General features: G+C 69.8%; 27 protein-coding genes and 2 pseudogenes. 21 read left to right on the forward strand and 8 right to left on the reverse strand.

Annotated features, from left to right (window positions below; all coding sequences use genetic code 11):
- Window positions 1–102: 102 nt before the first annotated feature.
- The 10 genes and pseudogenes from ACFYTS_RS14250 to ACFYTS_RS14295 all read left to right on the forward strand — a co-directional run bounded on the left by ACFYTS_RS14250 (window position 103) and on the right by ACFYTS_RS14295 (window position 9,595).
- Complete coding sequence (locus ACFYTS_RS14250) at window positions 103–969, forward strand: lysophospholipid acyltransferase family protein (protein WP_387304196.1); 867 nt, start codon at window positions 103–105, stop codon at window positions 967–969.
- 379 nt (window positions 970–1,348) lie between these two features.
- Window positions 1,349–3,088, forward strand: coding sequence for a fatty acyl-AMP ligase (locus tag ACFYTS_RS14255; RefSeq protein WP_387304198.1), 1,740 nt, complete (start codon window positions 1,349–1,351; stop codon window positions 3,086–3,088).
- A 35-nt stretch (window positions 3,089–3,123) separates the two neighbouring features.
- Entirely contained in the window at window positions 3,124–3,405 is a 282-nt protein-coding gene (locus ACFYTS_RS14260; protein WP_357277669.1) for an acyl carrier protein, read from the forward strand.
- Window positions 3,402–5,789: pseudogene (locus tag ACFYTS_RS14265) on the forward strand (type I polyketide synthase); the annotation flags it as partial. The gene ACFYTS_RS14260 and the pseudogene ACFYTS_RS14265, both read left to right, overlap by 4 nt.
- A gap of 253 nt (window positions 5,790–6,042) precedes the next feature.
- Window positions 6,043–6,330 (forward strand): annotated as a pseudogene (locus ACFYTS_RS14270) (phosphopantetheine-binding protein); the annotation flags it as partial.
- A gap of 99 nt (window positions 6,331–6,429) precedes the next feature.
- A complete protein-coding gene (locus tag ACFYTS_RS14275; RefSeq protein ID WP_387304626.1) occupies window positions 6,430–7,668 on the forward strand; it encodes an aminotransferase class I/II-fold pyridoxal phosphate-dependent enzyme in 1,239 nt (412 codons plus the stop codon).
- Window positions 7,665–8,432 carry a thioesterase II family protein gene (locus tag ACFYTS_RS14280; protein ID WP_387304200.1) on the forward strand — a complete coding sequence of 256 codons (768 nt, stop codon included), beginning with the start codon at window positions 7,665–7,667 and terminating at the stop codon, window positions 8,430–8,432. Before ACFYTS_RS14275 ends, ACFYTS_RS14280 begins: the two co-directional genes overlap by 4 nt.
- 178 nt (window positions 8,433–8,610) lie before the next feature.
- Window positions 8,611–9,018, forward strand: a complete 408-nt coding sequence (locus ACFYTS_RS14285; protein WP_387304202.1) for an STAS domain-containing protein — start codon at window positions 8,611–8,613, stop codon at window positions 9,016–9,018.
- Window positions 9,006–9,305, forward strand: a complete 300-nt coding sequence (locus ACFYTS_RS14290; protein WP_387304204.1) for a DJ-1/PfpI family protein — start codon at window positions 9,006–9,008, stop codon at window positions 9,303–9,305. Before ACFYTS_RS14285 ends, ACFYTS_RS14290 begins: the two co-directional genes overlap by 13 nt.
- Window positions 9,302–9,595 (forward strand): DUF1330 domain-containing protein, encoded by a 294-nt coding sequence (locus ACFYTS_RS14295; RefSeq protein ID WP_357277660.1) that lies wholly within the window; start codon window positions 9,302–9,304, stop codon window positions 9,593–9,595. Before ACFYTS_RS14290 ends, ACFYTS_RS14295 begins: the two co-directional genes overlap by 4 nt.
- Here ACFYTS_RS14295 and ACFYTS_RS14300 read toward each other — a convergent pair.
- Window positions 9,572–10,924: an MFS transporter gene (locus ACFYTS_RS14300; protein ID WP_387304206.1), complete on the reverse strand. Its 1,353-nt coding sequence runs from the start codon at window positions 10,922–10,924 to the stop codon at window positions 9,572–9,574. The genes ACFYTS_RS14295 and ACFYTS_RS14300 overlap by 24 nt on opposite strands.
- A 167-nt stretch (window positions 10,925–11,091) precedes the next feature.
- Here ACFYTS_RS14300 and ACFYTS_RS14305 point away from each other — a divergent pair, with 167 nt between their 5' ends.
- Window positions 11,092–11,625, forward strand: a complete 534-nt coding sequence (locus ACFYTS_RS14305) for a hypothetical protein (protein ID WP_357277656.1) — start codon at window positions 11,092–11,094, stop codon at window positions 11,623–11,625.
- Window positions 11,626–11,658: 33 nt separating this feature from the next.
- Here ACFYTS_RS14305 and ACFYTS_RS14310 read toward each other — a convergent pair whose 3' ends face one another.
- From ACFYTS_RS14310 to ACFYTS_RS14320, 3 genes are all read right to left on the reverse strand, one after another.
- Window positions 11,659–12,576 (reverse strand): 2-hydroxyacid dehydrogenase, encoded by a 918-nt coding sequence (locus tag ACFYTS_RS14310; RefSeq protein WP_387304208.1) that lies wholly within the window; start codon window positions 12,574–12,576, stop codon window positions 11,659–11,661.
- A 108-nt stretch (window positions 12,577–12,684) separates the two neighbouring features.
- Complete coding sequence (locus tag ACFYTS_RS14315; RefSeq protein ID WP_357277651.1) at window positions 12,685–12,837, reverse strand: hypothetical protein; 153 nt, start codon at window positions 12,835–12,837, stop codon at window positions 12,685–12,687.
- 11 nt (window positions 12,838–12,848) lie between these two features.
- Window positions 12,849–13,322: a hypothetical protein gene (locus ACFYTS_RS14320; protein ID WP_387304210.1), complete on the reverse strand. Its 474-nt coding sequence runs from the start codon at window positions 13,320–13,322 to the stop codon at window positions 12,849–12,851.
- A gap of 135 nt (window positions 13,323–13,457) precedes the next feature.
- Between ACFYTS_RS14320 and ACFYTS_RS14325 the strand changes: the two genes are divergently transcribed.
- On the forward strand, window positions 13,458–13,649 hold the full coding sequence (locus tag ACFYTS_RS14325; RefSeq protein WP_357277647.1) for a hypothetical protein: 192 nt from the start codon (window positions 13,458–13,460) through the stop codon (window positions 13,647–13,649).
- A gap of 15 nt (window positions 13,650–13,664) precedes the next feature.
- Here ACFYTS_RS14325 and ACFYTS_RS14330 read toward each other — a convergent pair whose 3' ends face one another.
- Window positions 13,665–14,684 carry a zinc-binding dehydrogenase gene (locus ACFYTS_RS14330; protein ID WP_387304213.1) on the reverse strand — a complete coding sequence of 340 codons (1,020 nt, stop codon included), beginning with the start codon at window positions 14,682–14,684 and terminating at the stop codon, window positions 13,665–13,667.
- 54 nt (window positions 14,685–14,738) lie between these two features.
- On the opposite strand from ACFYTS_RS14330, the gene ACFYTS_RS14335 reads away from it, so the two are divergent.
- Complete coding sequence (locus tag ACFYTS_RS14335; protein WP_357277642.1) at window positions 14,739–15,320, forward strand: TetR/AcrR family transcriptional regulator; 582 nt, start codon at window positions 14,739–14,741, stop codon at window positions 15,318–15,320.
- 212 nt (window positions 15,321–15,532) lie between these two features.
- Here ACFYTS_RS14335 and ACFYTS_RS14340 read toward each other — a convergent pair whose 3' ends face one another.
- Window positions 15,533–16,864: a PLP-dependent aminotransferase family protein gene (locus ACFYTS_RS14340; RefSeq protein WP_387304216.1), complete on the reverse strand. Its 1,332-nt coding sequence runs from the start codon at window positions 16,862–16,864 to the stop codon at window positions 15,533–15,535.
- A 63-nt stretch (window positions 16,865–16,927) separates the two neighbouring features.
- Here ACFYTS_RS14340 and ACFYTS_RS14345 point away from each other — a divergent pair, with 63 nt between their 5' ends.
- The 6 genes from ACFYTS_RS14345 to ACFYTS_RS14370 all read left to right on the forward strand — a co-directional run bounded on the left by ACFYTS_RS14345 (window position 16,928) and on the right by ACFYTS_RS14370 (window position 22,694).
- Window positions 16,928–17,413, forward strand: a complete 486-nt coding sequence (locus tag ACFYTS_RS14345; protein ID WP_357277637.1) for a PaaI family thioesterase — start codon at window positions 16,928–16,930, stop codon at window positions 17,411–17,413.
- 177 nt (window positions 17,414–17,590) lie between these two features.
- Window positions 17,591–18,562 (forward strand): non-homologous end-joining DNA ligase, encoded by a 972-nt coding sequence (gene ligD / locus ACFYTS_RS14350; protein WP_387304221.1) that lies wholly within the window; start codon window positions 17,591–17,593, stop codon window positions 18,560–18,562.
- Window positions 18,563–18,632: 70 nt separating this feature from the next.
- On the forward strand, window positions 18,633–19,076 hold the full coding sequence (locus ACFYTS_RS14355; protein WP_357277632.1) for a pyridoxamine 5'-phosphate oxidase family protein: 444 nt from the start codon (window positions 18,633–18,635) through the stop codon (window positions 19,074–19,076).
- A 193-nt stretch (window positions 19,077–19,269) separates the two neighbouring features.
- Entirely contained in the window at window positions 19,270–20,676 is a 1,407-nt protein-coding gene (locus tag ACFYTS_RS14360) for an amino acid permease (RefSeq protein WP_387304223.1), read from the forward strand.
- Between the two features lie 165 nt (window positions 20,677–20,841).
- Window positions 20,842–22,233 (forward strand): FAD-dependent oxidoreductase, encoded by a 1,392-nt coding sequence (locus tag ACFYTS_RS14365; RefSeq protein WP_387304225.1) that lies wholly within the window; start codon window positions 20,842–20,844, stop codon window positions 22,231–22,233.
- 290 nt (window positions 22,234–22,523) lie between these two features.
- Entirely contained in the window at window positions 22,524–22,694 is a 171-nt protein-coding gene (locus ACFYTS_RS14370; protein ID WP_357277623.1) for a hypothetical protein, read from the forward strand.
- Between the two features lie 4 nt (window positions 22,695–22,698).
- On the opposite strand, the gene ACFYTS_RS14375 is transcribed toward ACFYTS_RS14370, so the two are convergent.
- On the reverse strand, window positions 22,699–23,049 hold the full coding sequence (locus ACFYTS_RS14375; RefSeq protein ID WP_357277620.1) for a hypothetical protein: 351 nt from the start codon (window positions 23,047–23,049) through the stop codon (window positions 22,699–22,701).
- A 409-nt stretch (window positions 23,050–23,458) separates the two neighbouring features.
- On the opposite strand from ACFYTS_RS14375, the gene ACFYTS_RS14380 reads away from it, so the two are divergent.
- A complete protein-coding gene (locus ACFYTS_RS14380; RefSeq protein ID WP_357277618.1) occupies window positions 23,459–24,118 on the forward strand; it encodes a LysE family translocator in 660 nt (219 codons plus the stop codon).
- 205 nt (window positions 24,119–24,323) lie between these two features.
- Here ACFYTS_RS14380 and ACFYTS_RS14385 read toward each other — a convergent pair whose 3' ends face one another.
- Window positions 24,324–25,100, reverse strand: a complete 777-nt coding sequence (locus ACFYTS_RS14385) for an SDR family oxidoreductase (RefSeq protein WP_387304228.1) — start codon at window positions 25,098–25,100, stop codon at window positions 24,324–24,326.
- Between the two features lie 59 nt (window positions 25,101–25,159).
- Here ACFYTS_RS14385 and ACFYTS_RS14390 point away from each other — a divergent pair, with 59 nt between their 5' ends.
- The gene (locus ACFYTS_RS14390; RefSeq protein ID WP_387304231.1) at window positions 25,160–25,519 is read left to right on the forward strand and encodes a winged helix-turn-helix transcriptional regulator; all 360 of its coding nucleotides are present in this window, start codon (window positions 25,160–25,162) and stop codon (window positions 25,517–25,519) included.
- The last annotated feature ends 6 nt before the right edge of the window (window positions 25,520–25,525 follow it).

The raw sequence follows: 25,525 nt of genomic DNA on the forward strand, positions 1-25,525 counted from the left end.
GCTTTCCCGTGCTCCACACCCCACGTTTGCAGTTCCCGCAACTAATCGAACGGTGGTTCACAACATGCGGATTCGGAAGCTCGCCGTCGTCGCGGTCCTCGCGTGATACTCGGTGATCTGGCGCCGGGCAATCTCGTCGCGGGTGTCCGTGGCGCTGCCGATTTCGCGCGTCGCCGCCTCACCGGCGACTTCCATCGCGACGAGTTCGGCCTCGACGAGCATCTCCTGGAGTCGCTGATTCTGCCGGTGCTGCGGCCGCTGTCGCAGCGGTGGTTCCGGGTCCAGGTCTCCGGCATCGAGAATCTCCCGGACGCCGAGGGCGCGCTGATCGTGGCCAACCATGCCGGGGTGCTGCCGCTGGACGCGCTGATGCTGCAACTGGCCGTGCACGATCGTCACCCCGAGCATCGGGCGCTGCGCCTGCTGGCCGCCGACCTCGTCTTCGAGCTGCCGATCGTGAGCGGGCTGGCGCGCCGGGCGGGGCACACGCCGGCCTGCCCCGAGGGCGCCGAGCAGCTGTTGCGCACCGGCGAGCTGGCGGGGGTGTTCCCCGAAGGCTTCAAGGGCGTCGGAAAGCCGTACAGCGCGCGATACAAGCTCCAGCGTTTCGGGCGCGGCGGCTTCGCCTCGCTGGCCCTGAAAACCGGTGTGCCACTGATTCCCTGCTCGATCGTCGGGTCGGAGGAGATCTATCCGAAATTGGCCGACCTCGCGCCGCTGGCCCGGCTGCTCGGGCTCCCGTACTTCCCGGTGACGCCGCTGTTCCCGCAGCTGGGTCTGCTCGGGTGCGTACCGCTGCCGTCGAAGTGGTACATCGATTTCGGCCGCCCCATCCCCACCGCCGACTATGGCCCGCAGGCGGCTGACGATCCGATGACCATGTTCGAGGTCGCCGATCAGGTTCGCGAGACCATTCAGCGGATGTTGTACAAGCAGCTGACCGTGCGCCACAACCCGTTCATGGGGTAGTGATAGGGCGGTGAGCCCGGTGCGGCAGTACCCGCCGGCGCCGGATTCGGATTCTCTGCCGAGCCGCCCGGGATCGGCGCGGGGCTTTGACACGTGCAGGTTGTGAATTGCCCCGAAATCTCTGTTTCTCCTGAATTGTGTTGTGTCCTAGTGTCTGTCGATATCGGCCTCGCCATGCCCGGGGAGATCCCCTGAGGTGTGGCCACCGCTCTGCCCGCTGGTGACGCGCACCCTCGGACTCGGCGTGAACCCCAGAGGGTGGGTTCGTCCCACTCCCTGGGTGGCTATTTGCCGGAGATTTGCACGCACATCATTGCTGGCAGGGCACGGTCCGAAATGTTCCCCCGACGACAGAATCCGCCAGCCAGGAGTTCACCGGATGCATTCCACCTTCGTCGCCCACCTCCGCGGCCGAGCCGAGGCGCTCGGCGATGCCAGGACCTGCACCTACTTGCGCGAGGCCGGTCGCGAGCTGGTCGAGGACGTCTCGACCTACCGCGAGCTGGACCGCGATGCCAGGGCCCTGGCCGACTGGCTGACGTCGCGCGCCGAGGCCGACCGACCGGTCCTGCTGCTGTATCCGCCGGGTCCGGAGTTCCTGCGCGCCTTCCTCGGCTGCCTGTACGCGGGGGTGATCGCGGTGCCCGCGCCGGTCCCCACCGACGCGCGCAGCATGCGGCGGGTGGCGGGCATGCTCGCGGATGCCGGCGCCGGACTCGTCCTCACCGCCACCGCGCTGCGCGAACCCGTGGCCGGGTGGCTGCACGCCCAGAACGGATCGGTCGCCGTCGTGGCCACCGACGCGGAGTCCCTCGGTGATCCGGAGGCCTGGGCGATGCCGGGCATCACCGGCGAGACGATCGCTTTCCTGCAGTACACCTCGGGTTCCACGAGCGAGCCGAAGGGCGTGGCGGTGTCGCACGCCAACCTCATGCACAACGAGGCGGCCATCACCGAGCGAGCCGCCGTCGTCGACACCGACGTCGTCGTCGGGTGGTTGCCGCACTTCCACGACATGGGCCTGATCGGGATGCTGCTGCAACCGCTGTACGCGGGCGCGAACCTGGTCTTCATGTCGCCGGTGACGTTCCTCAAGCATCCGGTCCGGCTGCTCGAAGCCGTCGACCGCTACCGCGGGAACCTCATGGCGGCCCCGAACTTCGCCTACGAACTGCTCGCGCGCCGGGTGACCGACGCGCAACGCGCGGGCCTGGATCTCTCGTCGCTGCGGGTGGCGCTCAACGGCGCCGAACCGATCCGGGCCCGCACCATGGACGCGGTGATCGAGCACCTGGCCCCGGCAGGTCTCGCCCCGACCGCGTTCCTCCCCGCGTACGGCATGGCCGAGGTGACGCTGATGGCGACCGCGGCGCGGCCCGGCATGCCACCGGTATACCTCGACGTGGATTCCGCGGAGCTGGAACACAATCGGCTGGTGCCCGCCCCGCACGGCACCCGCCTGGTGGGGTGCGGCGCGGCGGTCACCGGCATCGACGTCCGGATCGTCGACCCGGGCACTCTGAAGACCCTGCCCGACGGGCAGATCGGCGAGATCTGGCTCGGCGGACCCAGTGTGGCACAAGGCTATTGGAATCGGACCGACGAGACCCGGGACCGCTTCGCCGCCCGCACCGAGGGTCTGGGGCCCTATCTGCGGACCGGCGACCTGGGCGCGCTTCGCGACGGCGAGCTGTTCATCACCGGACGGCTCAAGGACCTGATCATCGTGAACGGCCGCAACCTGTATCCGCACGATATCGAGGAGGCCGTGCGCGACACCCATCCGGCGGTGGCCGACGCGCCCGGGGTGGTGCTGTCGATCGACACCGACAGCCAGGAGCGTCTGCTGGTCGTCCAGGGCGTGCGCACCGCGCAGCTGGGCGAGCTGCCCATCGCCGAGTTGTCGTCCCGCATCAAGGCGGCGGTGGCGCGCGGGTTCGAGCTGCCCGCGCCGAACGTGGTGCTCGTCGAGCACCGCGCGGTCCACCGCACCACCAGCGGCAAGGTGCAACGCAATTCGATGCGATCCGCGTTCCTGGACAACACCGTCGACGGCGTGCTGCACGAGGAGATCGAACCGTCGGTCCAACTGCTGCGCACCAACGTTCTCGCCCGCTGACCCGACCGCGATCGAAACCTCAGGAGACACCACCGATGAGACCCTTTGCGCCCGCTCGCCAGGACGCCGTCGTCGTGGACTGGCTCACCGCCCGGGTCGCCGGGTACCTCGGCCGATCCCCGCGTGATATCGACCCCACCCTGCCGCTCGCCGAACTGGGCATGGACTCGGTGTCCGCGGTGAGCCTGTGCGGCGAGATCGAAGTCGAATGGGACCTCGCGGTGGATCCGACGATCGTGTTCGACTACCCGACCATCCTCGAACTCGGCGGCTACATCACCGGCCGAGTCGCCGAATTACCCGGGCCGCAGGCATGAACGACGCGATCGCCATCGTCGGAATCGACTGCCGCTTCCCGCAAGCGCCGGACCCCGAAGCGCTCTGGGCGTTGCTGATGGCGGGCGGGGACGCGATCACCGAGGTTCCCGGCAACCGCTGGCGTGCGGCCGATTTTCATGATCCCGCGGGCGGCCCGGGCCGGGTCAACAACCGCACCGGCGGATTCCTCACCGACGCGGACGCATTCGACGACGACTTCTTCGGCATCACGCCGCGCGAGGCCGAGGCGATGGACCCGCAACAGCGGCTGCTGCTGCAGGCGGCGTGGCGGGCGTTCGAGGACGCCACCCTGGACCCGCGCGGGCAGGCGGGCTCGAACACCGGCGTGTTCGTCGGGGTCATGGCCAACGAATGGGCCACCGTGCGGATGCGCGACTACGAGCGCATCACCCCGCAGATCGGTTCGGGCAACGGGTATTTCATGACCGCGAACCGGCTCAGCTACCAGCTGGATCTGAAGGGGCCGAGCATGGCGGTCGACACCGCGTGCTCGTCGTCGCTGGTCGCGATCCACCAGGCCTGCGTCGCGTTGCGCGCCGGTGAATGCGATCAAGCGCTGGCCGGGGGCGTCAATATCGCGGTGACGCCCGCGCTCAACGTCTTCTACACCCAGGCGGGCCTGTCCGCGCCGGATGGGCACTGTAAACCGTTCAGCGGCAAGGCCGACGGCATCGGCCGCGGCGAGGGCGTCGCGGTGCTGGTGCTGCGCAGGCTCGCCGACGCCCAGGCCGCGGGGCTGCCGATCTATGCGCTGATCACCGGCAGCGCGGTGAACAACGACGGCCGCAGCAATGGGATCACCGCGCCGAATCGGTGGGCCCAGCAGCACGTCGTCGCCGAGGCGTACCGGCGGGCCGGGGTGGACGCCGATCAGGTCGCGTTCCTCGAGGCGCACGGCACCGGGACCGTGCTCGGCGACATGATCGAGATCAAGGCGCTCGGCGCGGTGCACGCGGCACGGGCCGCGACTCCGTGCGCGATCGGCTCGATCAAGGGCAACCTCGGCCACACCGAAGGGGCCGCCGGAATCGCGGGAGTGATCAAGGCGGCGTTGAGCCTGCACCACGGCACCGTCCCGCCCACCCGGTACGCGGCCGAGGCGAACCCGGGGCTGCGCTTGGCCGAGCACGGGCTGCGCCTGCTCGACGAGCCGATGGCCCTGCCGGAGGGGCGGATACACGGCGCCGTCTCGAGCTTCGGCATGGGCGGCACCAACGCGCACATGCTGCTGACGAGCGCTCCGCCGGTCACACCGGCGTCTGCGGCCGATGGCGGCGGCGTGCTCACCCTGTCGTCGAACGATCGGGAAGGATTGCGGCGCAACGCTGTTCGCCTCGCCGATCGGATCGCGGGGGAGTCCGGTCGGCTGAGTGAGCTGTGCTGGTCGACGAATCAGGTGAAGTCGTCGGGGCGCCACCGGCTGGCGCTGGTGGCGCGGGACCGGGAGAGCGCGGTGGCCGCGCTGCGTGAATGCGCCGCGGACCCGGTCGTCCTCGACATGAACTCCGGTGCCGCCCAGCGGTTGTCGATCGGCTGGATGTTCACCGGGCAGGGCTCCCAATATCCCGGAATGTCGCGCGCGCTGTACCGGGCTTCCGCGGTGTACCGGCGCGCGCTCACCGAGGTGGACGAGCGCATGGCGGTTCACCTGCACCGCTCGATCGCCGATCTGCTGCTCGGCGACGATGATGGCAGCGTGCATCGCACCGAGTTCGCGCAGCCGGCGCTGTTCGCGGTCGAATACGCGCTGTCTCGGACGCTGCTCGCGCTAGGGGCCGAACCCGCCTGGCTGCTCGGGCACAGTGTCGGCGAGTTCGCCGCGGCCGCGATCGCCGGGGTGTTCTCCCTCGACGACGCGTGCCGGCTCATCACCGCCCGCGGGCGGCTCATGCAGAATTTGCCGGGCGACGGCGCGATGCTGGCGGTGCGCGCGACGCCTGAGACGGCCGCCGCATTGATCGCGCACGAGCCCGATGTGGCGCTGGCGGCGATCAATGGTCCCCAGGACGTGGTGGTTTCGGGTGCGGGCGACGCGATCGAGCGCCTCGGCGCGGTGCTGACCGGCCGCGGCGTCGGCGTCCGGCGGCTCACCGTCTCGCACGCCTTCCACTCGCCGCTGATGGCGGGCATGCGGGACGAGTTCGCCACGGTCGCACGGGAATGCGCCTACCAGCCGCCCGAAATCCCGATCTACTCGACGCTGCGCGGCCGTCTGCTCGACGCCGGGGAGCCGATGGACGCCGCCTACTGGACCGACCAGCTCGAGGCCACCGTGCGCTTCGCCGACGCCGCGGCCGCCGCGCTGGCCACCGAGCCGACCCACCTGATCGAGGTGGGCCCGCAGCGCACGCTCGCGACCCTGCTCGGCCGATCGGCCGACGGTCCCGGTGCACGCGCCGTGCGCCGGACCGCGAGCCTCGGGCGACGAGCTGGCCGAGACCATCGCGGCGCTGTATCGCGATGGTCTCGACCCGGATTGGGACGCGCTGTACGAACCCGGCGATCGGATCCGGCGGCGCGTCGGCGGCTACGACTTCGACACGACCCACCGCTACTGGACCCGGATCGACTCCACGCCCGCCCCGTCACCGACACCCCCGCTCGAGGACACCACCATGGACCAACTCATCGCGCTGTTCCGGGAACAGAACGCCCTGCTGTCGGCCGCCGCCGGAGGGTCCGTCGCAGCCCCGGCGCACCCGGCCCGGCCCCGCGCCCTCACCGTGCCCGCCCACAGCGGCGCGAGCCCCGATGCCGCGGCCGTGGTCCGCGCCGAGTTCGCACGGGTGAGCGGATTTCCGGTAGCCGGGCTCACCGGCGATCAGACCATCAGCGGCGACCTGGGATTCGACTCGATCATGATCGCCGACCTGTTCGGTGGAATCGCCCGCCGCATACCGGGATTCACCATCACACCCGAGTGGTTCACCCCGGCGACGACGATCGCGGACGTGATCGGGCTGGTGGCCGCGCCGTCGCCGGCGGAGCCCGCGGAACCGCTCGTGCCGGAGCCCGCCCCGGGCGTCGAACCGCAGTACCGCATCGCGGACTTCCCGGAGGTGCGGGCGATCTTCGACCGGATCGGGCTGGCCGAGCAGCTCGGCGTCAGCAACCCGTACTTCCTGATCAATGACGGAGTCACCCGCGACACCTCGGTGATCGGGGGACAGGACGTCCTGAACTTCTCGAGCTACAACTACCTCGGCATGTCCGGCCACCCCGCCGTCACCACCGCCGTGTGCGACGCGGTGACGCGCTACGGCAGCTCGGTCTCCGCCAGCCGCCTGCTCTCCGGCGAGAAGACGATCCACGCCGAACTCGAGCGCGAGCTCGCCGCCCTGCTCGGCACCGAGGACGCGATCACCTTCACCAGCGGACACGCCACCAATGTCACCGTGATCGGGCACATCGTCGGCCCCGGCGACCTGATCGTCCACGACAGCCTGGCGCACGACAGCATCCTGCAGGGCTGCAAGCTCTCCGGAGCCACCCGGCGGCCGTTCCCGCACAACGACCACGCCGCCCTCGACCGTGTACTCGCCGACATCCGCGGCCGCTACCGGCGGGTCCTGATCGTCATCGAGGGCGTGTACAGCCAGGACGGCGACATCCCCGACCTGCCCGCGATCATCGAGGTGAAGCGGAAACACAAGGCGCTGTTGATGATCGACGAAGCGCACAGCATCGGCGTGCTCGGCGCGACCGGCGGCGGCATCGGCGAGCACTTCGATATCGACCGCGCCGACGTGGAGCTGTGGTCCGGCACCATGTCGAAGGCGCTCGCGGGCTGCGGCGGCTATGTCGCGGGCAGCGCCGAACTGGTCCGATTCCTGAAATACACGACCCCCGGATTCATCTACAGCGTCGGCATCACCCCGGCCAATGCCGCGGCCTCACTGGCGGCGATCCGCCAGCTGCGGGCCGAACCCGAGCTGCCGCGGCGACTGCGCGAACTGTCCCGGCTGTTCCTGACTCTCGCCCAGGAAGCGGGCATCGACACCGGCGACAGTCAGGACACCCCGGTGGTGCCGTGCATCATCGGCGACTCGATGCGGGCGCTGGCCTTGTCGAATGCGTTGCTGCGCAGGGGCATCAACGCCAACCCGATCCTGTATCCCGCCGTCCCGGAGGACAAGGCCCGGCTGCGGTTCTTCATCACCGCCTGCCACACCGAGGAACAGATCACCTCCACGGTGAAAATCCTCGCCGAGGAGCTGGAGACCCTGCGGGCGGCGGGGTGAACGGGTACCTCGACCCCGTCGCCGCGGCGGATCCGGAGTCCCTGCGGCTGTTCTGTTTCCACCACGCAGGCGGCGGGTCCTCGCCCTACCGTGGCTGGCAGCGCGCGCTGGGCCCGCACATCACGGTGCGACCGGTACTGCTGCCGGGCCGCGAACGACGCTGCGCGGAGCCGCGATTCAGCGAAATCGAGCCATTGCTCGCCGACCTGGACGCTCGGCTGGACGAACACCTGGCCGCACCGCACGTCTTCTTCGGGCACAGCATGGGTGGGCTCATCGCGCACCGGCTCGCCTGCCGCCGACAAGACCGGGGCGCGACATTGCCTGCCGCACTGATCATTTCCGGGTGCGCGGCCCCGCACCTGCCGTGGCCGCTGCCCCCGGTCGACGCGCTCGACGACACGGCGCTGATCCGATTGCTGACCGACCTGGGCGGGCTGCCCGCACCGATCCTCGAGGTCCCGGCGCTGCTCACGGCCGCGCTGCCGGTGATCCGAGACGATCTCCGGGTCTGCGCGGACGCTCGAAACGACGCCCGCCCTCCGCTACCGTGCCCGATCCACGCCTTCGGCGGCGAAGCCGATCCGCTGGTCGATGAACTCGACCTGGCCGCCTGGCGTGAGCACACCACGGTCCACAGCGAGGTACGCATCTTGCCGGGCGACCACTTCTCCCAGTTCGACCGCACCGACTCGCTGTTCGATCGGCTACGACCACTGCTGCGGCACTACGCGACGCCCGGTCCGGTGCCGCCGCACGCATAGACCCTGATTGCGCGGCAGCGGCGGGACAGATCACAGGTGTATCTCGCGAACGGAGCGGGTACCCCATGCTCACGGTTGAAAACCACCAGCCCAGCCTGTGCCCTGCGGCATGGGTGCTTCACGATGCGACGGCCTCAGGCGGGGCACGTCACATGAAACGGACAAGGATCTGATCCTGATGCCGACTTCATTCATCGTCGCTGGTGGACCGGCGATCGTCGAGCGGCGCGGACAGCACTCGCTGCTGGGAGTCACTCACAGCGCACCATCACCGTCCACGACGGTAGTGACCGCTACTGGCGAGATCGACTACTGCAACGTCGGAGAATTCCGCGAACACCTCGGCTACGCGATCTCCACGAGTACTCGGCTCGTGGTGGTCGACCTGTCGCGACTGACCTTCCTGAGCATCTCCGGGCTCCAGGCCATTCTGGATGCCGACGACCGCGCCCGCGGCCGCCGGCGAGTCCTACGGGTGGTCACCGGAGCGCGATGCGTGGACCGGCTGCTGGAGGTCTGTTGCCAGGACACCGAGCTGGAAATCGCGCGGACGATCGCCGCCGCGTGTACACGATGGCCCGGGTAGCGCGAACTCCGCTGCGGCACAGGGTTGAGGCCTCGTATCCCTCACTGCGCACCGATCTGATCAACGTGGGTGCGTCCTGGGTCGACGAGCCCGTCGTCCACAGCAACGCCGCGGGCTGGACGCTGATCACCTCCCGCGATCCGGGTGATCTCCCCGATTTCATCGACGATCGCCGCGGAATTCGGCGTGCGCACATCCTGAACCGGGCGGCCAAGGCGCGAGACCGCGGTCTGCGACCGGTACGCCCCTTTGCCGCACGCGGCGGGATGGCTACGGTGGCCGCATGACCGTCTATGCCATCGCTCAGTTGAAGTTCACCGACCGCGACGCCTACAACCGGTATCAGGCGGCGTTCATGGATGTGTTCCAACGCTATTCGGGAACGCTGCTCGTGGCCGATGAGGCGCCGCGGGTCGTCGAAGGGGAGTGGGACCGGGACAAGGTCGTGTTGATGAGTTTTCCCGATGAGGCGTCTTTCCGGGACTGGGCGGAATCGGATGACTATCAACGGATCTCGGAAGATCGCCGGGCCGGCGCAGAGACGGCGGTGGTGCTAGTGAAGGCCATCCGGGGATGACAACCGTATGCTGACTCGTCCGGTCAGGGCGGTGATGATCGCGGCCAGGATGGTCGCCGTGGCGGCGGCCATCGCGGTGGCGGTCCAGCCGAACCAGCCGACCGCCGCGGCGCCGAACGCGGTGCCGAGGCTGCCGCCGATGAAGTAGACGACCATGTAGGCGCTGTTGAAACGGGCAGGGCTGGTGGGGTCGATGGCCAGGACCGTGCTCTGATTGGCAACTTGGGCGGCGAACAGTCCGGCGTCGAAGAGGCCGAGGCACAACAGGGTCAGTGCCGTGTTCGACAAGGTGACCGCGAGGATCGCCGTACTCGCGATCGCCAGCGGCAGGCCGAGCAGAATCACCTGGCGTGCACCGATGCGATCGGTCCAGGTTCCCGCGATTCGGGTGGCGATAATGCCGAGGATCCCGGCGACGGCGTACAGGCCGATCCGTTCGGGGGAATACGAGAACGGCGGCTGGGACAGGGCCACCGCGAGTCCGGCCCAGATCGCGCAGAAGGCGAAGAACCAGAGGGAGCCTCGGATCGCCGCCAGGCGCAGCGCCGGATGCCGGGTGAACAGCGCGGGCATTCCGCGCAGGGTCGCGAGATAGCCTGCGGTGGCGGTGCCCGCCGCCGCGGGCAGCGAGACGCGGGCGGCGACGGCACAGCCGACGCACGCCGCGGCGAACACGAGCAGCATTCCCCGCCACCCCACGACATCGGTCAGCCAGCCACCGACGATTCGGCCCGCGAGGATGCCCGCCGAAATGCCGGCCGTCACGATGCCGAGCACGGTGGCCCGCTTGTGCGAGGCCGCGAATCTTCCAGCGACCGAACTCAATTGCGCGCCGATCGAGGATCCCGCCCCGACGAGCCCCACCGCGAGGCCCAGCGGCCACGGCGAACCGACTGCCGCCGTGGCGGCCAGAACCGCGGCCAGCGCGGCGAATTGAACCGAGACCACCGCGCGCGCCGCGTACCGATCGACCAGCGGCACCAGCAACGCCAGTCCCACCAGGTATCCGATCGGCCCGCACGCCAAGGCCGTGCCCGCGGCGGCCGTCGAAGCCTGAAGTGACTCGGCCAACTCGGCTATCGCGGGATACAACGGATACATGCTCGCGGTCCCGAGCGCGGCCGCGAAGGCCATGAACCACACCGTGGGTGTCCGCAGCACCCATTCCCGCGAGGACGGAATGACGTCGAGTTCCATGTCTCCGACGCTAGAAACACCGTGGTCATGCTTCCGGCGGAAATCGGACCCCATAGCTGCCGCGACTCCGGCCGGGGGCGGTCCGCCCAGCGAGAACCGCAGGTCGTCGTTGTCCGCTGCCACATCGAACATGACGATGCGTTGACCTTGACGTTCGTTGGTTCATGGCGTATCCCTCTGGGTACAGCTACCGATGTAAGCGGTACGACGGCGCGTGGGGAGAGGTGGTCCAGGTGTCGATGCGTCCTTCGTGGTCGACGCGGCTGTGGCGAGTGCGCCCATGGAACTCCAGTCCGTTGATGCGTGTGTCGGATCGGGCGGAGGTGGTGCTGCGGGCGTTGGCCGTGGTGGTGGTGGCCGCGGCGGTGCCGGTGGCGGGGGCGGTGGGGACCGTCAGTTATACGGGGGCGCAGGCCCGGATCGTGGCGCAGGACTCGGGGAAGGTCCGGGTGGTGGCCACGGAGACCGCGGATGCGGTGCGGGTGCCGGATTCGGATCGGTACGCGACGCATCAGGTGCGGTATCAGGCGCCGGTGCAGTGGGACAGTGGCGGGAAGATCGCGACCGCGACCGTGGATGTGCCGGGACCGCAGGCCGCGGGGGCCACGGTGACATTGTGGACCAAGAACGGGCAGCCGACCATCGCGCCGTCGCGGCCCGGGTCCGCGGCCGCGGAGGGGATCGGGACCGGGCTGGCGATACTCGTCGAAACCTGGTGTGCCGCCGCGGCGACCGTGTGGTTCACCGGGACCGTGCTCGATGCCCGGCGGTATGCGCGCTGGGAGCGGGAGTGGCGCGGCATCAATCGGCCGATCGGCAAGGACACGCTGTAACCCGCATGACGCTCGGGTTCGTGTTGTGCCAGTTCAGTATTCGCCGCTGACGAGGTTCTCCGGCGGCTCACCCGCGAGGTAGCGCGCGATTTCGGCGGTGGCGATGGTCCAGCCGCGCTCCAGATTTCCTGTGCTGCTGCCGCCGACGTGCGGGGTGAGCAGCAGGCCCGGTGCTTCCCACAGCGGGTGGTCGGCGGGCAGTGGTTCGGGGTCGGTGACGTCGAGAATGGCACGCAGGCGGCCGGATTGCAGTTCGGCGAGCAGGTCGTCGGTGCGGACCACGGGGCCGCGGGCGGCATTGACCAGGATGGTGCGGTCGGCCATCCGGGACAGAAACGCGGCGTCGACCATGCCGATGGTGTCGGTGGTGACCGGAACCATGAGGATGACCGCGTCGAAATGCGGGAGCAGCGCGGGAAGTTCGTCGACGCCGTGGACGCCGGCGCGGGCTCGCGTACCGACCAGTTCGACCGTTGTGCCGAAAGGCAGCAGCATGCGCTGCATCTCGGTGCCCAGGTCGCCCGCGCCGACGATCAGGACGCGCTTGCCGTGCAAGGTATCCGTGCGGTGCTGAATCCAGCGGTGTTCACGCTGGGCGAGCGCGAATTCGGTGAATTCCCGGTAGACGGTGAGCAATCCGGTGATCGCCCACTCCGCCGTGCTGGCCCCGTGCGCGCCGCGGCCCGTGGAGATCCTGACGTGCTCGGGCAGCCGTCCGACCCAGGTTTCCGCGCCCGCCGTGAGCAGCTGCACCAAGCGCAGTTTGGGCAGCGCGCGGGCGAGTTCGAGATTCTCGGGGCGGCTGGCCAGGAACGCGGGCACGAACACCTCGGCCTCGTCCGCCCCGGCGGGGAGCGGCTCGCCCAGCGTGTAGCGCAGCGGCCGCGCCCCGGGCAGCCGGGAAATCGCCGCGAAGCCGTGTTCGTCGGGCACCAGCACCGTCACCGTCATGAAACCGACGCTAGCCGACCGGGTGGGATCCCGGTCGGCGTGGTGGCACCGGACCTCGGTGTCCGGTGGATGACACAAGTACGCGAGTCGGTGATACGGGTACGCGAGTCAATAGCGCGGGTGCGCGAGCCAGCGGGCGGGCGCACCCATCAGCCACTGGATCAGGGCGACGGCCATGGCGATGATTCCGAGCGAGGACAGGGCCGGGGTGGCGAGCAGCCAGCCGGCGTCGAGCAGCGCCAGGCCGAGCACGACGAACATTCGGAGGGTTCCTATTTGGCGGCGGATTCTGTCGGTGCGGGGGACCCGCTCGGGCGACCGAGGAAACGGTTGACCGACCAGTTCGGCTTCGAGAGGGCACGTTTAGGCGCCACCTTGGCCAGGGGAACCACCGGCTTCCGAGGTGGCTCCACGTTACCCGCGGGCTTGGAGGTGGGTACAGGTTTCGTGAGTTCCTTTCGCGCGGTGGCCATTTCCCGTCGCGACTGACGCAGCTCGCGCCGCGCCACCTGGCCGCGCCGTGAGGTGGTCCAGATTCCGGCCAGCAGCAGGATCGTTCCGGCCGCGCCGGCCGCGCCGATCATCATCCCGTACGCGAACAACAGTCCGCTCGAGCCGTGGTAGGTGTGATCGAATACGGTGAAGCCGTTGGGAAGTGCGTGCGAGTCACCGCTGTTGGCCGCGACCCCGGCCACACCCACGGTCACAGCACCCAGCAGAGCGATGAGCCCGATGATTGTGAACATATCGGGGCAATGCCCGCTGTCACGCAGGCCAAACCCCGAATCGGCAGGTTGTCCGGCGAGTCCTGCCCGTTTGTCCGCCGAATCCGTGGCTATGCCTGGAATGCGAACTCACGCACTATGAACGGGAGCGAACCGATGTCGACCTACACCTACGAAATGCCGCACTTCGCCTCCGAGGCGACCCTCGCCGAACGCGCCCTGCGCGGCATGGACTCCACCAGTGCGGTCACCGTCGATCGCGCGGCCGAGACCATCTCGGTCACCTCCTCGCTCACCTACGGCGAGGTCCTCGACGCCATTCGAGGCCAGGGCTTCTCGGCCAAGTAGCGCCCGGCCCGGCCATCAGCGGGTGACCACCAGTTTCATCGGTGTCTCGAGCAGAGCGTCGATGGACTCCTCCCACCCCGCGGTGCGGGTGGTGACGATCGAGGGATCGAACCTGCCGGCGACGACCAGGTCGAGAACGGCCGGAATGGCCGGGCGGGCGTGGGCGCGGCCGGTGTGGAAGGTGCAGCAGCGCGAGTACATCGCGAGCAGCGGCAGCTCGACGTCCTCGCGTTGCACGCTGACGCTGGTGCAGGTGCCGTCCGGGCTGGTGGCGTTGATCGCGGCGCGCAGCGCGGTCGCGCCGCCGCACGCCTCCACGGTGACAGGGAATCGCCCGACTCTCGCGTCGGGTCCGGCCTCGACGGCTTCGGCGCCGAATCGCGTTGCGATCTCCAGCCGTTCGGGTTCGGTGTCGACATACACAACCCGCGACGAGCCCAACGCGACCGCCAATCCGGCGGCGTAGAGGCCGATCGACGCCGCTGCGGGCCCGCCGAGCACCAGCACCTCCGCCCCCGGCTCGGCCGAGAGCCGCGGTCCCACAGTGCGATACGCGTCGGGAATGTTGTCGCTGGCGCTGGCCACCGCGGCGGGGTCGATGCCGTCGGGGAGCGGAACGAGCATGGCGTCGGCATGCGGAACCACGGCGAGGTCCGCCCAGAGGCCGCCCCAGTTCAGCCCACCCATCGCGCCGAGACCGAAGGTCGACATCATCGGGTGGCTCGCGCAGTTGCCGGTCCGCCCGCGCCGGCATGGTTCGCAAGTGCCACAGGAAATTTGGAACGGCACCACGACCCGGTCGCCGACCGCGACCGTGCGTACGTCCTCTCCCACCGCCACGACTTCCGCGACACCTTCGTGGCCGAAAGGGAACGGACCGGGCAGCGGGAAACCACCGCGCAGCACGGCCGGATCGAGGTCGCAGGTCGCCAGCGCCACCGGCCGAACCAGTGCCTGGTCCGGATGGTCGAGTGTCGGTTCGGGGCAGTCTTCCCAGCGCAGGCGTCCGGGACCATCCAGCATCAATCTCCGCATGGACTAGAGTTTCGCTAGAACGTTCTTTCTAGTCAAGGGTGTGTGGAGGGCAGGATGTCGGATTCCAAACGGCGGATCGTGGTGGCCGCGGCGGAGTTGCTGGCCCGGCGCGGGTATCACGGATTCGGGCTCAAGGCGCTCAGTGGCGCCGCCGGTCTGCCGTACGGCTCGATCTATCACCATTTTCCCGGTGGGAAGGAGGAGATCGCGGTGGCGGCGATCGCCGGGACCGGGAACCTCGTCGGACGGATGATCCGGCAGGCGCCGGACGACGTATTCGCCACGACCACAACGCTGTTCGGCTTCATGGCCGCGAAACTCGCCGACTCGGACTGGACCGATGGCTGCCCGGTCGGCACTCCGGCGCTGGACGGGGGCAGCGACGTGGAGACCGTCCGTGCCGCCTGCGCGTCGGCGTTCGATGCCATGGAATGCGGATTCGCCTCACTCCTGGCGGATCTGGGATTGCCCGAGGCGGACGCGGCCGGGTTGGCGGTGACCGTGGTCGCGGCCTACGAGGGTGCGACCCTGCTGGCCCGGGTGCGCCGATCGGACGAACCCCTCGACATCGTCGCGGCACAGCTGGCCCGGCTGATCCGTGCTTCGCTGCGGGAGGCTGGAATCGGCGGGCGCTGACGACCTGCGCACGGACTCGCCGGAAGCCACGAAACGGGCACCGGGTCCGGGGGAGCGGTGGACGGCGGGCGGTGGGAGATGCGTGTGCCCGGCTCCGTACCCCAGCGAGACCCGGACCGGCTCATCGCATTCGGCGTCGGGGGAGTGGTGGCGGACCACACCGCGAGCCGGATCGAGAGCACTCGCCTGCCGACCGACTCCCCGGCGCACCGTCAGCCGGGTGGCACCGAGTCCAGGACGTCCCGCAATTCGGCGAGTACGAGCGGAAGCTCTTCCAGCGCGGGCGATCCCAGGGCGATGCGCAGACCGTGCGGGACGTGCTGGGTGACGGCGAAGACGTCGCCGGTGCAGACCCGGACGCCGCGGCGCGACAGTTCGGCCGCGATGCGGTCCATGCGCTGGTCGGGGTCGATGGGGAGCCAGGCGAAGAACGAGCGCGGATGGGCGATCGGCCGGAGGTCGCCCAGTTCCCGGCGTAGGACATATTGATGGTCTCCGGCCGCGCGGCGGCTCGCGTGTTCCAGGGCGTCGACCGTGCCGTCGCCGATCCAGCGCACCGCCACGGCCGTGACCAGGCCCGGCGGGCTCGCCATGGTCGCGCGGAGCAATCGTCCGAGCGCGGGTTCGGCGCGCGGCGGGATGACCAGGATGCCGAACCGCAGACCGGCCGCGGCGCTCTTGGACAGACTCGAGACCCAGAACGTGCGCTCGGGAGCCATGGTGACCAGTGGCGCGGGTGCGGGGTCGGCGAGGAAGGCATAGGCAGCGTCCTCGATCAGGAACAGATCATGGTGCCGCGCAATCGAAACGAGGCGTTCGCGCTGCGCGCGGCCGAGGACCCAGCCGAGCGGATTGTGCAGGGTCGGCATGGCGTAGACGGCGCGCACCGGTCGTCGCGCGCACAGCCGGTCGAGGGCGTCCAGGTCCGGGCCGTCGGCGACGGCCGCGATCGGCGCGACATCGACTCCGTGGGCATGGGCGAGCAGCTTGAAGCCGGGATAGGTGAGCTCGTCCGCCGCGACCACGTCTCCGGGTGAGAACAGCGCGCGGACAACGAGATCCAATCCGTGCTGTGCCCCATGGGTGAGCACGACGCGCGCGGGGTCGGCGGCGATTCCGCGTCGATCCAGGAACTCCGTGACTATCGCGCGGTCGTGCGGCCGCCCACCCGGAGGCTGTTGGCGCAGCAGGGCGTCCAGGTCGCCGCCGCCGGCGAGGTCGCGCAGTGCGGTGCGCAGCAGTTCCGCGCGGCGCGGCGACATCGGTTGCGTGAAGGCCAGATCCGCCCACACCGTGTCCGCGCCCGCCCCGTATTCGGCCGACGCCAGCCGCACCGATCGGTCCCGCACGAAACTGCCCCGGCCTGGCTCGCCGACGACCAGTCCGACACGCTTGAGCTCGGCGAATACCCGGGTCGCGGTGGCCACCGCGATGCCGTGCCCGGCCGCGAGCTCCCGATGGGTCGGCAGCCGCTGCCCCGGGGCCCAGCGTCCCGCGCGGATCTGCGCCGCGAGTTCGGCCGCGACCTGCTGATACGTGCGCATCACCCGACTGTACCTAGGACAATTTCTTGATCGTCCTATCTGACCGGTCCTACCGTCCCGTCCATGACGATCTCGCCGACCGAACTGCCGGTTCTGGACTACCTGCACGCCCAGTTGGCCGGAACCCTGGCCGAGGGCCAGACCTGCCAGTTCCGGTATCCGACAGCGATTTCCCGCACTCTCGGGATCCGCCTGACCGCGGTCGTCCTGGGCCGGGCGGTCGTCGAGATCGATACCGATCCCGCGGTGCACGGCAACCAGCAGGGCACGGTGCACGGCGGGCTGCTCACCGAACTGGCGGACGCGGCCATCGGCACCGCGCACTCCACGGTGGTCGGTCCCGGCGAATCGTTCACGAGCATCGATCTGCGGGCGGTCTTCCTGCGCCCGGTCTGGCGCGACACCCTTCGCGCGCACGCATACCCGACGCATTCGGGCCGCACCATCACGCACTACCGGTGCGATATCACCCGCGGTGACGGCAAATCGGTCGCCACCGTCACCAGCATCGTGACGACCCTCTCCGGTGAGCGTTCGACGGGGCGGTGACGGATTCTGTGCGCCCATCGATCCCCGTGCCTCCGCCCCGCGAAATGAGGGTGGCCGAGTTGGCGGACCATAACGAACCGGGCGTCCCCGGCGTGCCGCGGCGGGGGGAAGGCAACTCGATAGCAAACTCCCCAGCATGTCCCGTTCGCCCGGATATCGGCGCGGATAGCGGCCCGCGTGGCCGCCTCGGTCCGCCGCGGCCCGTCGCCCATGCTGGCGACCGGGGGGCCGCCGCCGGGTGGGCCCGGGTGGGCGGTGGAGATGAAGTGGGACGGAGTCCGCATCATCGCGATCCGCGAGGCCGGGGATTGCACCCTGCTCAGCCGCAACGGCAATGACGTCAGCGCGGCCTATCCGGAGATCGTCACGGCATTGAAAGACTTGCCCGGCAAGGGATCTCTGATCTTGGACGGCGAGATCGTCGCGCCGGACCGCGAGGGAGCGCCCTCGTTCGGGCGGCTGCAGCGGCGCATGCACGTGGTGCGGCCGGGGGAGCAGCTGATCGCCGAGGTCCCGGTGCGGTTCTTCGTCTTCGACGTGCTCGGGGTGGACGACCTCGACATCACCGGCGAGACCTACCTCCAGCGCCGTGAGCGGCTGGCCGGCTTGCCGCTGAACGAACCGCTGTCGGCGCCGCCGCACTGGCTCGATGTGGACGCGGCACAGTTGCTGGAGGTGGCGCGGGAACACCGGATCGAAGGCGTCGTGTCCAAACGGACCGATTCGGTGTACCTGCCCGGCCGCCGGTCCCCGGCCTGGATCAAGACGCCGCTGCGGCAGAACACCGAGGTCGTGGTGGCCGGGTGGACGCCGGGCGCGGGCGCGTTCGGGACCACGTTCGGCTCGCTGATCATGGGCGCGCACGACAAGACAGGCCGGCTCGTCTACCTCGGCAATGTCGGCACCGGCTTCACCCAGGCCGCGCGCCGCGTCCTGCGCGGCGCCCTCGACGGGATCACCGTCTCCGCAGCCCCTTTCGACCCGCCGCCGCCGGAAGCGAAAGGGGCGGGCTGGCACTGGGTGGATCCGATCCTCGTCGCCGACGTCGAATATCGCGAATACTCCGGCGAGCGCCTGCGCATGCCCAGCTGGAAGGGGTTGCGCACGGACAAACCGCCCGCCCTGGTCTCGGTCCCGCCATTGCGCTGACACCGCGGCGAACCTCGCGATGGGGCAAGGCAATTGGCGTTATCGGCGCCGATCGACCACAATCGGAGGGATGGGCGGCGTAGGGGCACGGAAGCTACGCGAGCTTTCGGCTGCCGATTCACTGAAACGACTGGCGGGCGCGCACTACGGGCGAATCGTTTACTCGCGCCGGGGACTTCCGATCATCCGGCCGGTCAATCACATCGTCGAGGAGGATGTCGTCGTGGTGCGCGCGCACCTGGGCGCCAGCCTGCTGCGCGGTGACGGTCAGGTGGTGGCGTACGAGGCCGACTCGTTCGACGAGCACACCCGGCAGGGCTGGAGCGTGATCGTCACCGGGGTGGCGCGGGTGGTCATGGATCCCGAACAGGTGCAGCGCTACGAGACGCTGCTGGACCCGTGGATCAATATGCCGATGGACCACGTCATCCGCATCGAGGCCGAGATCGTCACCGGTCTGGAGCTGATCGACGAGGGCGACTGGACCGAGACCCAGCGCCCCTCGCCGCGCTGACCGCCACTGCGGCCACCCCGCACCGGGCCGACCCGACACCACGCGCCGTGGTGACTGTGCGCCGCGGACCACTCCGGTAGCGTGACACGCCGTTGGATCGAGCGCCGCAATTCGTCGGCAAGCTCGACGCGGCCGGTGTCTCGCAGGTGCGAACAGGGGGGTTCCGGCCGCCGGCACGCGGAAGGAACACCATTTGACAGCCTCGGAACGGCAGCTACCGGACACCGGCGCCGCATCCACGGACGAGGGATACTCGCGCGGCCTCTCACCGCGCACCATTCAGATGATCGCCATCGGCGGCGCGATCGGCACCGGCCTGTTCTACGGCGCGGGCGGCGCGATCCAGAAGGCCGGTCCCGCGCTCGTCCTCTGCTACCTGGCCGCCGGTCTGGCCATCTTCGTGATCATGCGGGCGCTGGGCGAACTGCTCACCTACCGCCCGGTCGCGGGCAGTTTCGCCGAGTACGCGCACGAATTCCTGGGCCGCTTCGCGGGATTCGCCACCGGCTGGACCTACTGGGCGGTGTGGGTGGCCACCTGCATGGCCGAGATCACGGTGGCCGGGAAGTACGTGCAGTACTGGTTCGACATCCCGCAGTGGGTGACCGCGCTGGTCGTGCTGGGCATCATGTTCGTCGCCAACCTGGTGTCGGTGCGACTGTTCGGCGAGGGCGAGTTCTGGTTCTCGACCATCAAGGTGACCGCCATCGTCACCATGATCGTGCTCGGCCTGGGCGTGCTGGTCTTCCACTTCGGCCACGCCACCAACCCGACCGTTACCAACCTGTGGAACGACGGCGGCGTGTTCCCCAACGGTTTCGGGCAGGCGCTGCTGGCCCTGCAGATCGTCGTCTTCGCCTATGTCGGCGTGGAGCTGGTGGGCGTGACCGCCGGTGAGGCGCGCGACCCCAAGCGGACCCTGCGCAAGGCCATCAACTCGCTGCCATTGCGGATCGGCCTGTTCTACATCGGCGCGCTCGTGGTCATCATGTCGGTGTCGAGCTGGCGCACCTTCCACGCGGGCCGCAGCCCGTTCGTGGAGGTCTTCGAGCAGATCGGCATTCCGGGCGCGGCCGGGATCATCAACTTCGTGCTCCTCACGGCGGCGCTGTCGTCCTGCAACTCGGGCATCTACTCGACCGGGCGCATGCTGCGCAGCCTGTCACAGCGTCAGGACGCGCCGTCCGCGCTGGCGAACCTGAGCGGCCGGTCGGTCCCCGCGGTCGGAATCGCGGTCTCGGCGGCGGTCATGGTGACCGGTGTCGCGGTGAACTACTTCTCGCCGGACAAGGCGTTCGGCTACATCACCTCGGTGTCCACCATGGGCATCATCTTCGTCTGGGGCATCATCCTGGTCTGCCACCTGATCTACCGGGTCCGCGTCAAGCAGGGCGTGCTGCCGGGCAGTGACTACCGGCTGCCGGGAGCCCCGATCACCACGGCACTGGCGCTGGCGTTCCTCGCGCTGGTCGTGGTGCTGCTGTTCTTCACCGAGGACGGCCGCAGCGCGCTCGTGGTCGGCGCGGTGTGGGGTCTGCTGGTGTGCGCGGCCTACCCGTTCATGTCCCGCAAATCCGCGGAAAACGCTGTCCACCAGTAACTCCGGACGGGTCCGAGACGCCGCCCGCCCCGCCGCCCACCGGTGGCCGGGCGGGCGGCGTCGTTTCGCCCCGGTCTCATTCCCTCTGCGAGGTAACGAAATCCGGGCATGCGGAGCACGCGGCGGGCGTAGCTTGCTTGGTGCAGGCTAGTTCCAGGGGTGAACATGAACGATCCGCGACGCTACGTTGTCATCGGCGGGGGACTGGCCGGACTGGCCTCAGCGGTCTGGCTCGCCGAAGCCGGGAAACAGGTCACGCTCCTGGAACGCCGCGGACGGCTCGGCGGGCGCACGCACTCGCTGGAAGTCGCGCCGCTGCGCGACATTCCCGACAACGGCCAGCACGTGATCGCCAGCGGGTACGAGCATCTGTTCCGGTACCTGACCAGCGTCGGCACCCGGCAGTACGTGAGCTTCCCGCAGCAGGGCGTGCTGCGCTGGCCCGGCGGGCGCACGGCGATCCTGGGTACCGCCGGATTTCCCGCCGTGCGCGCCCTGCTCGGCGCCCACCCCGACGCGAGCGCCGCCGACCGGGTGCGCGCGGCCGCCGCCACCGTCAAGATGGGCTGGCAGAGTCTGCGCCAGCCCGGCGATCTGGCCGACCTCACCACCGACCAGTGGTTCCGCCGCCTCGGCATGCCCGACACCGCCCGCGAGGCGCTGTGGGACTGGCTGGCCCTCGGCATCGCCGCCGAACCGGTGCGGCAGGAATCGGCCAAGGTGTTCGCCGACGTACTGGCCACCGGAATCCGCTTGGGCGTCAAGCGGATGCGGCCGGTCACCATCGGCTACCCGACCACCGACCTGGACACCCTGTTGGTCTCCGGTGCGCAGCGGGTCTTCGACCGGCACGGGGTGGACGTGAAATACCGGGCGGTGGCGCGCCGCATCCACATCACCGACGGCGCGGTCACCGGCGTCGAATTGGCCGGGGGCGAGGTGCAACCCGCCGACGCGGTGGTGTGCGCGGTTCCCAACTCCTACATCGGCGGACTGCTCGACGAGCTGCCCGAGCACGACCGCATCTATTCGGCCGCCGACAAACTCGGGTACACCCCGATCGTCAGCACCAACCTGTACCTGGACCGCCCGCTCGGCACCAAAGCCGCCATGGAGGCCCTCATCGGCGGGACCGGCGTCATCGACGAGGTCTTCGACCGCCAGCGCATGCACGGGCGCGGGACGCTGAACGGCTGGCTGTACTGCCTGACCACCAGCGGCGCGTACGAGCAGATCCACAAGCCGCACCACGAGGTGGTCGACGAGCAGATGGCGCTGCTGCGTCGCTACTACCCGGCCGCCGAGGACGCGAAAGTGCTGCACGCGCAGGTGGTTCCGATGCCACGGGCCACCTTCTCGCAGGTGGTCGGCACCGACGGGTTGCGGCCGGACCAGGCCACCTCGGTGCCCACGCTGGTGCTGGCGGGGGATTGGACCCGAACCGACTGGTCGGCCACGATGGAGAGCGCGGCCCAGAGCGCCTCCAGGGCCGTCGACCTGCTGCTCGCCCTCCCCGGCGTCCGGACCCAGAACCGGCGGAAGGTCATGCGGCGCTGAAGCGGCGAACCATCACCCGCGTTCGGCTCGCGACACGGGCTCGCGGAAGTAGTTGAGGATCAGCCGGGTGAGGTCGGCGAGAAAGCGCTCGCGCGGGATGGGCGGCCGATATTCGACAGCACCCGCGCGCGGACCCGCTCGGTCACCTCGGCGGTATAGCGCTCGATGACCGCGGCCACGATCGCGTCCTTGTTCGGGAAGTACTGATACAGCGAGCCCGGACATTACTGCCCGGTCCACGCCGATCGGGGCTCGGACCCGATCACCAGATTCCGCCAGCTGACCGGGTTTTGACACCATGGCACACCCGCGCCCGCATGATCCGCCGCGCCCGCCACATCGACCCCATGTGGGACCGCAACACCAGAATCGCGCGCTACCTCGCCGCCCGTGCCGGAATCCACGGCACCCCGTTCGACCACCACGACAGCACCGTCGACACCGCGCGCCGCCCGGTCTGATCGGTCAGCCCTGGGAGCCGACGATACCCAGATACACCACCATCAGCGTGAACAGGAACCAGCCCACACCCTGCCAGATCGGCCACGCCCGCCCGGCCCGCCACGCCCGGTACGCGAGCACCAGCGCGAGGATGCCGCCGGCGAGCAGGACCCCGCCCGGCACCAGGCCCACGACCACCTTCGAGGTGCCGTCGCACAGCACCGACCCCGCGTTCAGGCACCGATCCCGGGCCGAGGCCCACACCAGCACGATCACGCCGCCCGCCACGGCGATCCCCAGCACGCTCAGCACGTAGCGGGTCGCGTGCCGCAGCATCTCCGGATCGTTCCACCGCTTCTCCACGTCATTGACCATCGCCGCACCTCCTCACCCTGGCGTTACCCGTTCCGCGCTGGATACCACCATGATCGTCCCCGCGACGGCGGCCCGGCACGCCCGGCCGGCCGATTCCGCTGCCGCGATGCCTGACCGAGATCGAGTCGGCGGTGTAGTCGGCCATGGGCGATCGGGTAGGCATCGTCTGGGCACTGGGCACTGGGCACTGGGCACTGGGCACTGGGCACTGGGCACTGGGCACTGGGCACTGGGCGCGATGGGTCTCTTGCGGCGGCAGTGTCATCCTGACCGCATGGGAGGCCCCGGATGCTGGGACCTCGCAGGGCGTCGGCGTGTACGCGGCGACATGCCGATCAGGGGTGCGAAGTACGGCATTCTGGCGAAAACCGCTGGCCGAGGCCACTGGGTCGTATGTCAGCATCGAGGCATGCCCCACTGGATTCAGGTGCTGCCCGCCTTCGCCCTCGCCTCGCTCATCCTGGCCGCGCTGCCCGGACCGGCCACCGCGCTGTTCCTGCAGCGGTCGGTGCGCGACGGCCGCGCCGCGGGGCTGGCGGCCGTGGTGGGCAATGAGATCGGCATCTTCGGGTGGACGGTCGCCGGAGGCGCGGGACTGTCGGCACTGCTGGTGGCCAACCAGGTCCTGAACCTGGGCATCCATCTGATCGGCGCGCTCGTGCTGATCTGGCTGGGCGTCCAGGCCTGGCGTGGCACCCGCGGTGATCGCGGGGCCCGCGCCGACGACGCCTTCGGTGCGGCGCTGACCGCCGCGCTGCCCGGCGGCCGCACGCCCGCGGCCGCCTTCCGCGCCTCGCTGATCTCCATCGCGGCCAACCCCAAGGCCGCGGTCTTCGGCCTGACGATCCTGCCGCAGTTCCTACCCAGCAGCGGCCCGGTGTTGCCGACGGTGTTCATCCTGGCCGCCATCCAGCTGGTCATCGACACCTCGTGGTGCGTCGGCGTCGTCCTGGCCGCCGACCGCGCCGGAACCTGGCTGCGCCGCACCGGCATTCGCCACCGCATCGAACGCGCCCTGGCCGCGATCCTCGTCGCGCTCGGCCTCGGCCTGGCCGCTGACGCCCGCTGACCTGACCCCGCTCGCGCTCGACTCGGCTCGCACCTGAACGGGACCGCGCTCCGGCAAACCCTGTGCCCCGCGCGCCCTGTGCCCCGCGCGCCTCCCGGACTCGCACCACAGTGCGACCGGCGGGCCCTCGAGGTGGGCGCGGCACGCGGCCACCGGGGTCCCGATGGTGCGCCGCGGGTTGCGGCCGTGCGCTGCTGCGCGCGGGTCAGCCGCGGGAGGCGGCGGGTGTGGTCGGCTCCGACAGGAAGTCCTGCCCGCCGACGTAGACCGTGTGACCCAGCGGCGCGTCGAGGGTGGTGGCGTCGGCGACCGCGGTGGCGAACTCCTCGACCGTCGGCAGATCGCCCTGGTCGCGACGCTCGGTGACCGCGTCGGGGTCGCGCCGTTCGAGCAGGCGCACGATGATGGTGCCGTCGATCATGTCGCCGGACACCACGGTGAAACCGATTCCGCGGTCGGCGAATTCGCCGGTCATGGCACGCAGCGCGTCCTCACCGGCCCGCTTGCTCGCGGCGATCTGCTCGTAGCCGGGCGGGGCCTGGCGGGTGGGGGAGAAGTGGGCCTGGTGGCTGGTGACGAACACGATCCGGCCGCCCGCCGGGAGATGCGGCAGCGCGAGCGCGGCCAGCCCGGTCTGGGCGTCGCGGTTGAGCAGCATGGCGTAGTCGGGCGCGGCATCGCGCTCCAGGCCGCCGGAAGCGTTGAGCACCAGCACATCCAGGCGGCCGAACTCCGCGACCACACCCTCGACGAGCGCCCGCGCGCTCTCGGGATCCGCGATGTCCGCGCCCGCCACCGAGGCGCTGCCGCCCGCGGCCGCGATCTCGGCGGCCAGCGTCTCGGCGCGCTTGCGCTTCTCCCGGTAGTTCACGACCACGTGGTCGCCCCGGCCTGCCAGCACCCGCGCGGTCTCCGCGCCGATCCCGCGGGAGGACCCGGTGATCAGCACGATGCGCCGTTCGGTCCCTGTCGTCGTAGTCATGCGCGACCTCCATCCTCCAGAGTGCTTCTAATTCAGAAGCACTACATTGGTACTTCGAAATGAGAAGCGCAAGTCAGCCACCGCCCGCCAACAGCCGCGCCGACGACTCGGCCGCCCCGCTCCTGGCCGCCATGGACCTGCTCGGCCAGCGCTGGATCCTGCGCGTGATCTGGGAATTGGAGCCGGGCGCACTGGGCTTCCTGGAACTGCGCCGCCGCATGGGCAATTGCTCGTCGAGCATGCTGTCGGTGCGCCTGCAACGGCTCGCCGACGCCGGGGTCGTGCTCAAACGCCCCGACAAGTCCTACGAGTTGACCACCGCCGGTACGGAGTTGGGCCGCGCGCTGGAAGACGTGTGGGAGTGGTCGGAGCGGTGGGCCGACAACCTCGAGGGCACACGCGACACCGACGGCGGGTAAGGGCGC

This window comes from Nocardia sp. NPDC004151 (genome assembly GCF_042874235.1).
Lineage (GTDB): Bacteria > Actinomycetota > Actinomycetes > Mycobacteriales > Mycobacteriaceae > Nocardia.